This is a genomic window from Microbacterium sp. (genome assembly GCF_031988965.1).
Classification (GTDB): Bacteria; Actinomycetota; Actinomycetes; order Actinomycetales; family Microbacteriaceae; genus Microbacterium.
Map to the genome: position 1 here is coordinate 10,184 of NZ_DALZXX010000050.1, position 8,150 is coordinate 18,333.

General features: G+C 69.0%; 7 protein-coding genes and 2 pseudogenes. 6 read left to right on the forward strand and 3 right to left on the reverse strand.

Annotated features, from left to right (window positions below; genetic code table 11):
* The 3 genes and pseudogenes from RTM68_RS10300 to RTM68_RS10310 all read right to left on the reverse strand — a co-directional run.
* Positions 1–273, reverse strand: a pseudogene (locus RTM68_RS10300) (arsenic transporter); the annotation flags it as partial.
* Positions 274–339: 66 nt separating this feature from the next.
* Positions 340–696 carry a YciI family protein gene (locus RTM68_RS10305; protein ID WP_312170564.1) on the reverse strand — a complete coding sequence of 119 codons (357 nt, stop codon included), beginning with the start codon at positions 694–696 and terminating at the stop codon, positions 340–342.
* Positions 693–2,093 carry a sigma-70 family RNA polymerase sigma factor gene (locus RTM68_RS10310; protein ID WP_312170565.1) on the reverse strand — a complete coding sequence of 467 codons (1,401 nt, stop codon included), beginning with the start codon at positions 2,091–2,093 and terminating at the stop codon, positions 693–695. Before RTM68_RS10310 ends, RTM68_RS10305 begins: the two co-directional genes overlap by 4 nt.
* A gap of 320 nt (positions 2,094–2,413) precedes the next feature.
* Between RTM68_RS10310 and RTM68_RS10315 the strand changes: the two genes are divergently transcribed.
* The 6 genes and pseudogenes from RTM68_RS10315 to RTM68_RS10340 form a co-directional block, all read left to right on the forward strand.
* Positions 2,414–2,575 (forward strand): hypothetical protein, encoded by a 162-nt coding sequence (locus RTM68_RS10315; RefSeq protein ID WP_312170566.1) that lies wholly within the window; start codon positions 2,414–2,416, stop codon positions 2,573–2,575.
* Positions 2,572–2,661 (forward strand): potassium-transporting ATPase subunit F, encoded by a 90-nt coding sequence (locus RTM68_RS10320; protein ID WP_136055757.1) that lies wholly within the window; start codon positions 2,572–2,574, stop codon positions 2,659–2,661. The genes RTM68_RS10315 and RTM68_RS10320 overlap by 4 nt, the downstream gene beginning before the upstream one ends.
* Complete coding sequence (kdpA, locus tag RTM68_RS10325) at positions 2,661–4,340, forward strand: potassium-transporting ATPase subunit KdpA (protein ID WP_312170570.1); 1,680 nt, start codon at positions 2,661–2,663, stop codon at positions 4,338–4,340. The genes RTM68_RS10320 and kdpA overlap by 1 nt, the downstream gene beginning before the upstream one ends.
* A 1-nt stretch (position 4,341) precedes the next feature.
* Complete coding sequence (gene kdpB / locus RTM68_RS10330; RefSeq protein ID WP_312170571.1) at positions 4,342–6,657, forward strand: potassium-transporting ATPase subunit KdpB; 2,316 nt, start codon at positions 4,342–4,344, stop codon at positions 6,655–6,657.
* Positions 6,658–6,782: 125 nt separating this feature from the next.
* A complete protein-coding gene (kdpC, locus tag RTM68_RS10335; protein ID WP_312170573.1) occupies positions 6,783–7,385 on the forward strand; it encodes a potassium-transporting ATPase subunit KdpC in 603 nt (200 codons plus the stop codon).
* A pseudogene (locus RTM68_RS10340) lies at positions 7,382–8,150 on the forward strand (histidine kinase); the annotation flags it as partial. The gene kdpC and the pseudogene RTM68_RS10340, both read left to right, overlap by 4 nt.

An 8,150-nucleotide genomic window follows, 5' to 3' on the forward strand; every position in this document is an offset into this window, starting at 1 on the left:
GAGCAGTACGACGGATGCCCAGAGCAGCGCGACCCGGCCGCGGCCCCACCGCGCGAGGCGCTGCGCCACGACGTCGAAGACCGCCGCGTCGCGGGCGAGTTCGGCGACGACGGTGATCGCGACGACGAACCCCAGCACGGGGGCGATGCGGGCGCCGAGTGCCCCGGCATCCGACTGCGGCAGCAGCCCCGTGACGAGGCAGACAGCGGCAGCCACGACCAGCGCGAGGACGATGATCGTCCCCGGCCCCAGCCGCCGTCGGGTCGCGCTCACTCGCTGAGTGTAGATCGCCCCGACCCGCCGCGCTCTTTTTCGCCGTGCTCGGGTCGGCGGCGGACCTCAGTCCTCGTCCCAGGGGAGCTTCACCACGGGCAGGATGTACACCCGCCCCATCATGGCGCTGGGATGCTTCGCCATGAAGTTCGCCGCCTCGTCGATCGATTCGGCGGTCAGGAGGTCGTAGCCGGCGAACCACTCCTTGAACTCGGGGAACGGGCCGTCGGTGACGAGGACCTTGCCGTCGCGCACTGCGACCGACTTCGCCTCCTCGGGGCCGGCGACGGGCGCACCGTCGCCCAACCGCCCGGCCGCGTCACCCTCCTGCGCCCACTCACCGAGCAGGCGCTGGTCTTCATCGCGCGGCATCTTCTCGCCGGTCGGGTCGCTCATGTGGATCACGAGGTACTTGTTGCTCATCTGCTCTCTCCATTCACTGTGCGCCCGGACTCCCTGGGCGTGAGGGATGCCGCGAGCTCGTCGCGGCGCCGGGTCAGGTGGGTGATCTCGGCGTCATTGCTCGCCGACGAGATCGCACGGTCGTACGCGCCGACCGCGTCGGTCGGTCTGCCCGCCGCGCGCAACAGCTCAGCCCGGGTCACATGCAAGCCGTGGAAGTCCGCCAGCACATCGCTCACCGATTCGACGATGACCAGCGCCAGCTCGGGCGAGTCCCGCTCGGCGATCGCCACGGCCTTGCCGAGAGTGACGACGGGACTCGGGTCGACGCGCTCCAACTGCTCATACAGCTCGACGATGCGCGGCCAGTCGGTGCGCCGTGCGTCGTCAGCAGCCGTATGCACCGCATTGATCTCGGCGAGCAGGGCGTAGCGACCGTGCGCCGAGCGGCGCCGTCGGGCGAGAAGCGACAGGCCTTCGTCGATCAGCTCCCGATCCCACAGCCCGCGATCCTGCTCGTCGAGTCGCACCAGCTCTCCGCCTGCCGAGATCCGGGCTCGAGAGCGCGACTCGCTCAGCAGCATGAGAGCCAGGATCCCCTCGACCTCTGCGTCGTCGGGCAGCAGCTCCCTGACGAGACGGGTCAGCCGGATCGCCTCGGTGGTCAGCTCGCCACGGAGCGCCGGCATATCGCCCCCGGACGCGAAGTAGCCCTCATTGAACACGAGATAGAGCACGGCCAGCACGCCGTCGATGCGCTCGCGCAGATCCTCGGGCGCCGGAACCTGATAGGGGATCCGCGCGGTCTTGATCTTCGACTTCGCCCGCGTGATGCGCTGGCGCACGGCGGACTCCTGCATCAGAAAGGCTCGCGCGATCTCCTCGACCGTGAGGCCGCCGACGATCCGGAGCGTCAGCGCGACGCGCGCCTCGAGCGACAGGGCGGGGTGGCAGCAGGTGAACAGCAGACGCAGCCGGTCATCGTCGATGGCGCCGGTCGGCTCGGGTGGTTCCGGATCCTCCAGCATCAGCGCCTCCCGCTGCTTCGCGTCGCGCAACGACTCCCGGCGCAGCCGATCGACGGCCTTGCGATAGGCCGTCGTCGCGATCCACCCGCCCGGATTCGGCGGCACGCCCTCGTCGTGCCATCTCTCGACGGCGGAGGCGAACGCCTCTGCGGCCATCTCCTCGGCGAGACCCAGATCGCCGCAACGCCGAGTCAGTCCGGCGACGATCCGCGCCCACTCCTCGCGATACACCCGGGCGACGCGCGCGTCGATGTCAGCGCGTCGCGTCTTCGCGGCATCCGAGGTCATCGTGTGATGACGCACCGCGGCTTCCGGGCATCGTCCCCCCGCCTCGTTCGTACTGTCTCCATCCGGTCGGACGAGCGGGATCAGCAGTGAACCGGCCGTCATCACGATCATTCCCCCTCGAGGCGTCGGGGAGAAGAGGCGGCTGTCCAGGCACCGCGGGCGCGAGCCCACAGAGTCGACCGCCTGATCATGCCGGGATGCTCGAGCGCGACGCGACGCCGCTCGATGGCCTCCGCCGCCTCCTCGGCCTCCAGCCGATGGAGAACACTCGCCATCATCGGATCGTTGTACACGTCGTCACCGCGCCTCTCATCTCCGAGACCACCCGAACCGGTCGCCTTCTACCTGAACCACGAACGACGACGGCCGGATGCGACAACACGACGAAGGAGAGTCGGATCCACCCCGCGTGAGCATCTCGCATGCATCCCCGTACATCGCCGTACGCAAAGCGTGAGGATCGTCATATCGGTCCCTGCACGGGAGTTGTATCGAGTCTCGTGCTCGACATCATCTACATCGCGCTGACTCTCGCGCTGTTCGCCCTCGTCTCCCTGGTCGCGAAGGGGGTGGAGCGACTGTGATCGTCTTCGAGATCATCGCCGCCGCCCTCGCCGTGGCCGCCGTCGTCTATCTCGTGGTGGCTCTCGTCGCCCCGGAGAGGTTCTGATGGGCGCCGACATCTGGCTGGGCATCCTGCAGGCCGCCGTGCTCATCGTCGCCATCGTGCTGCTGTACCGTCCGGTCGGCGACTACATGGCTCACGTCTACTCCACGCCCCGTGACCTGAAGGTCGAGCGTGGCATCTACCGCCTCATCGGCGTGAACCCGTCGTCCGAGCAGACCTGGCGGGCGTACGCACGCGGCGTCCTCGCGTTCTCCGTGGTCGGGCTTCTGCTCGTCTACGGACTGCAGCGGCTGCAGGCGTTCCTGCCCGAGTCGCTCGGCCTCCCCGCCGTGCCCGAGGGCCTGGCGTTCAACACCGCCGCATCGTTCGTCGCCAACACCAACTGGCAGTCGTACTCGCCCGAGCAGACCATGGGCTACACCGTGCAGCTCGCGGGCCTCACGGTGCAGAACTTCGTCTCCGCCGCCGTCGGCCTGGCGGTCGCCGTCGCGCTGATCCGCGGCCTCGCCCGTCGCGGCTCGACCACGATCGGCAACTTCTGGGTCGATCTGATCCGCGGCCTCGGACGCATCCTGCTGCCGATCGCGCTGATCGGCGCCATCGCCCTGATCGCCGGAGGCGTGGTGCAGAACTTCGCCGGGTTCACCGATGTGACGACGGTCTCGGGTGGCACGCAGACCATCCCGGGCGGACCCGTCGCCTCGCAGGAAGCAATCAAGCTGCTCGGCACGAACGGCGGCGGCTTCTTCAACGCCAACTCCGCGCATCCATTCGAGAACCCGACCGGGTGGACCAACCTGCTGCAGATCCTGCTGATCCTCGTGATCCCGTTCGCACTCCCCCGCACGTTCGGCCGCATGATCGGCGACAACCGCCAGGGCTACGCGATCGCCGCGGTGATGGGCACGATCTTCCTCATCTCGACCTTCGCCCTCTCTGCCCTCGAACTCGCCGGCCGCGGCAGCGCCCCCGAGCTCGCAGGTGCCGCCATGGAGGGCAAGGAGGTGCGCTTCGGCATCCTCGGCTCGACCCTGTTCGGCAGCGCCAGCACCCTGACGTCGACCGGTGCGGTCAACTCGATGCACGACTCGTACACGGCGCTCGGCGGCATGATGCCGATGCTCAACATGATGCTCGGCGAGGTCGCCCCCGGCGGTGTCGGTTCCGGTCTCTACGGCATGCTCGTGCTTGCGATCATCGCGGTGTTCGTCGGCGGACTGCTCGTCGGCCGCACCCCCGAGTATCTCGGCAAGCGCATCGGGCCGAAGGAGATCAAGCTCGCGAGCCTGTACATCCTCGTGACGCCCACCCTCGTGCTGATCGGCACGGCGCTGAGCTTCGCGATCCCGGGCATCCGCGCGGACGTCGAGGCGACCAGCATCCTGAACCCCGGTGTGCACGGCATGAGCGAGGTGCTCTACGCCTTCACCTCGGCCGCGAACAACAACGGCTCGGCGTTCGCCGGTCTCACCGCGAACACTCCGTGGTTCAACACCGCGCTCGGCATCGCGATGCTGCTCGGCCGGTTCATCCCGATCGTGCTCGTACTGGCGCTGGCCGGATCCTTCGCCGCGCAGCAGCGCGTGCCGGAGACCACCGGAACCCTGCCCACGCACCGACCGCAGTTCGTCGGCCTGCTCTCGGCCGTCGCGGTCATCATCACGGCTCTCACCTACTTCCCCGTGCTCGCACTGGGACCCCTCGCTGAAGGACTCGTCTGATATGACACTCATCACCACCCCCTCGGAGACACCGTCGGAACAGCAGGATGCTTCGGCATCCGCCCCGGATGCACCGCCCCGCTCGTTCGGCTGGGCGCAGCTGACCCAGGCTCTGCCCGGTGCACTGCGCAAGCTCAACCCCGCCTCCCTCGTGCGCAACCCCGTGATGCTGCTCGTCTGGGTCGGCGCCGCGTTCACGACCGTGCTCGCGATCGCCGAGCCTTTCCTCGGCGGCCCCGCCGACTCGGGCGGAACCCCGGTGCCCGCACCGTTCACGTGGGGCATCGCGATCTGGCTGTGGCTGACCGTGCTGTTCGCCAACGTCGCCGAGTCGGTGGCCGAGGGCCGCGGCAAGGCCCAGGCCGCGAGCCTGCGCAAGACCCGCACCAGCACGATGGCCCGCAAGGTCGCCAGGTACGACGCCTCGTCGGATGTCTCGGCAGAGCGCTCCGAGACGGTCGACGTCTCGTCGGCCGAGCTGCAGCGCGACGACGTCGTGATCGTCACGGCGGGCGAGCTGATCCCGGGCGACGGTGACATCGTCGCCGGCATCGCGACCGTCGACGAATCGGCGATCACGGGCGAGAGCGCCCCGGTCATCCGCGAATCGGGCGGCGACCGCAGCGCCGTCACCGGAGGCACGCGCGTGCTGTCTGACCGCATCGTCGTGCGCATCACCTCGAAGCCCGGCGAGACCTTCGTCGACCGCATGATCGCTCTCGTCGAGGGCGCGAGCCGCCAGCGCACGCCGAACGAGATCGCGCTCAACATCCTGCTCGCGAGCCTGTCGATCGTGTTCGTCGTCGTGGTTCTCGCACTCAACCCGATCGCCTCGTATGCGGCGTCGCCCGTCAGCATCCCGGTGCTGATCGCCCTGCTCGTCTGCCTGATCCCGACCACGATCGGCGCCCTGCTCTCGGCCATCGGCATCGCCGGCATGGACCGTCTCGTGCAGCGCAACGTGCTCGCGATGTCGGGCCGCGCCGTCGAGGCCGCGGGAGACGTCACGACGCTGCTGCTCGACAAGACCGGCACCATCACCTACGGCAATCGCCGCGCCCACGAGGTGCTGCCCCTGTCGGATGTCGACGCCGAGGAACTGCTGCGCATCGCGGCCCTCTCGTCGCTCGCCGACCCCACGCCCGAGGGCGCGTCGATCGTCGAGCTGGCGACGCTGCACGGCATCCGCGTCGAGGAACCGGCGGATGCGGTGATCGTGCCCTTCACCGCGCAGACCCGCATGTCGGGTCTCGACCTGGCCGACGGCACGCAGATCCGCAAGGGCGCAGGCTCGGCGGTCAGCGCGTGGATGGGCCTCGACACGGATGCCGAGCTGACCGCCCTCACCGACCGCGTCGCGTCGAGCGGCGGGACGCCTCTGGTGGTCGCCGTGCGGATGGCTGACAACGCCACCCACCGGTCGTTGAGCAGCTCTCGGTCGTTGAGCGAGGACGCGCCAGCGACCGAGACGAAACGCGGTGACAAAGCGTTCAACGCAGATCAGGGCGTTTCGTCTCGGGGCTTCGCTCCTCGCTCAACGACCGGGAATGAAGGCTTCGCTCCTCGCTCAACGACCGGCCGGATCCTCGGCGTCGTGCACCTCAAGGACATCGTCAAGGACGGCCTGCGCGAGCGGTTCGAGGAGCTGCGCAGCATGGGCATCCGCACGGTCATGATCACCGGAGACAACCCGCTGACCGCCGCCGCGATCGCGAAGGAAGCCGGTGTCGACGACTTCCTCGCCGAGGCGACGCCCGAGCAGAAGCTCGAGCTGATCAAGCGCGAGCAGGAGGGCGGCCGACTCGTCGCGATGACGGGCGACGGCACGAACGACGCCCCCGCGCTGGCCCAGGCCGATGTCGGAGTCGCGATGAACACCGGCACGTCGGCGGCGAAGGAGGCCGGCAACATGGTCGACCTCGATTCCGACCCGACCAAGCTCATCGACATCGTGCGCATCGGCAAGCAGCTGCTCATCACCCGCGGAGCGCTCACCACGTTCTCGCTCGCGAACGACATCGCCAAGTACTTCGCCATCATCCCGGCGATGTTCATGGGGGTCTTCCCCGGGCTCGCGGCGCTCAACATCATGCAGCTGCACTCGCCGGCATCCGCCGTGACCAGCGCGATCATCTTCAACGCGATCGTGATCGTCTTCCTCATCCCGCTCGCACTCCGAGGGGTGAAGTACCGACCGGCGAGCGCCTCCCAGATCCTGCAGCGCAACCTGCTCGTGTACGGCCTGGGCGGTGTGATCGCGCCGTTCATCGGCATCAAGCTGATCGACCTCGTCATCACCCTCATCCCCGGCTTCTGAGCGAGCCTCACCGCGTTTCGTCTCGGGGCTTCGCTCCTCGCTCAACGACCGGGCGGGGGCTTCGCTCCTCGCTCAACGACCGGGCGGCTCCTCGCTCGACCACCGACTTTCCTGAAAGGCATCCCATGTCCTCCTCTCGCACCGCGGCTCGCACCGCCGGTGTCGCCGTCCGCGCGATGCTCGTGCTCACCCTCGTGCTCGGCGTCGGCTACACGCTCGTCGTCACCGGCATCGGTCAGCTGCTCCTGCCGTTCCAGGCGAACGGCTCGCCCCTGCCTGACGACAAGGGCAGCTCGCTGATCGGACAGTCCTTCACGGATGCCGACGGCGAGGCGCTGCCCGAGTACTTCCAGTCACGCCCGTCGGCCGCCGGCGACGGCTACGACGGCCGCGGATCGAGCGGCAGCAACCTCGGCCCGGAGAACGCCGACCTCGTCGCCGCGATCGAGGAGCGCAAGGCGGCGATCGCCGAGCGCGAGGGCGTGAGCCCGGATGCCGTGCCGGCCGACGCCGTGACGGCATCCGGTTCCGGCCTCGACCCGCACATCAGCGTCGCCTACGCCCTGCTGCAGGTGCCGCGCATCGCCGACGAGCGGGGACTCAGCGAACAGGAGGTGCAGGACCTCGTGGAGTCTAGGATTCAAGGGCGGGATCTGGGATTCCTCGGCGACGAGCGCCTCAATGCGGCAGAACTCAATCTCGCGCTCGATGAGCGGGAGGGCGAATGACGGCAGAGCGCCACGGCAAGCGCGGCCGACTCCGCGTGCTGCTCGGCGCGGCCCCCGGTGTCGGCAAGACCTTCGAGATGCTCGCCGAGGGCAAGCGGCTGCTCGGCGAGGGCCGCGACGTCGTGATCGCGATCGTCGAGACCCATGAGCGCGCGGCGACGGCCGCGCAGACCATCGGCATCCCCGAGGTCTCTCGGCGGGTCGACGAGCACCGGGGCGTGCCGCTGAGCGAGATGGATCTGGATGCGGTGCTGGCGCGGCATCCCGAGATCGCGCTGGTCGACGAGCTCGCGCACACGAACACCCCCGGTTCGCAGAACGCGAAGCGCTGGCAGGACGTCGACGCGCTGCTGGCCGCGGGCATCGACGTGGTCACCACGGTCAACGTGCAGCACATCGACTCGCTGAACGCGGTGGTCGAGAAGATCACGGGCATCGCGCAGCAGGAGACGATCCCGGATGCCGTCGTGCGCGCGGCCGACGAGATCGAGGTCGTCGACCTCGCCCCGCAGTCGCTCCGAGACCGGCTGTCGGCGGGCCTCGTGTACCCCGCCGAGCGGATCGACGCCGCGCTGTCGAACTACTTCCGCCTCGGCAACCTCACAGCACTGCGTGAACTGGCGCTGCTGTGGCTCGCCGACGAGGTCGACAGCGCTCTGCGCAGCTACCGCGCCGACCACGGCATCGAGGGCACCTGGCAGGCGCGCGAGCGCGTGGTCGTGGCGCTCACCGGCGGGCCCGAAGGCGAGACGCTGCTGCGCCGAG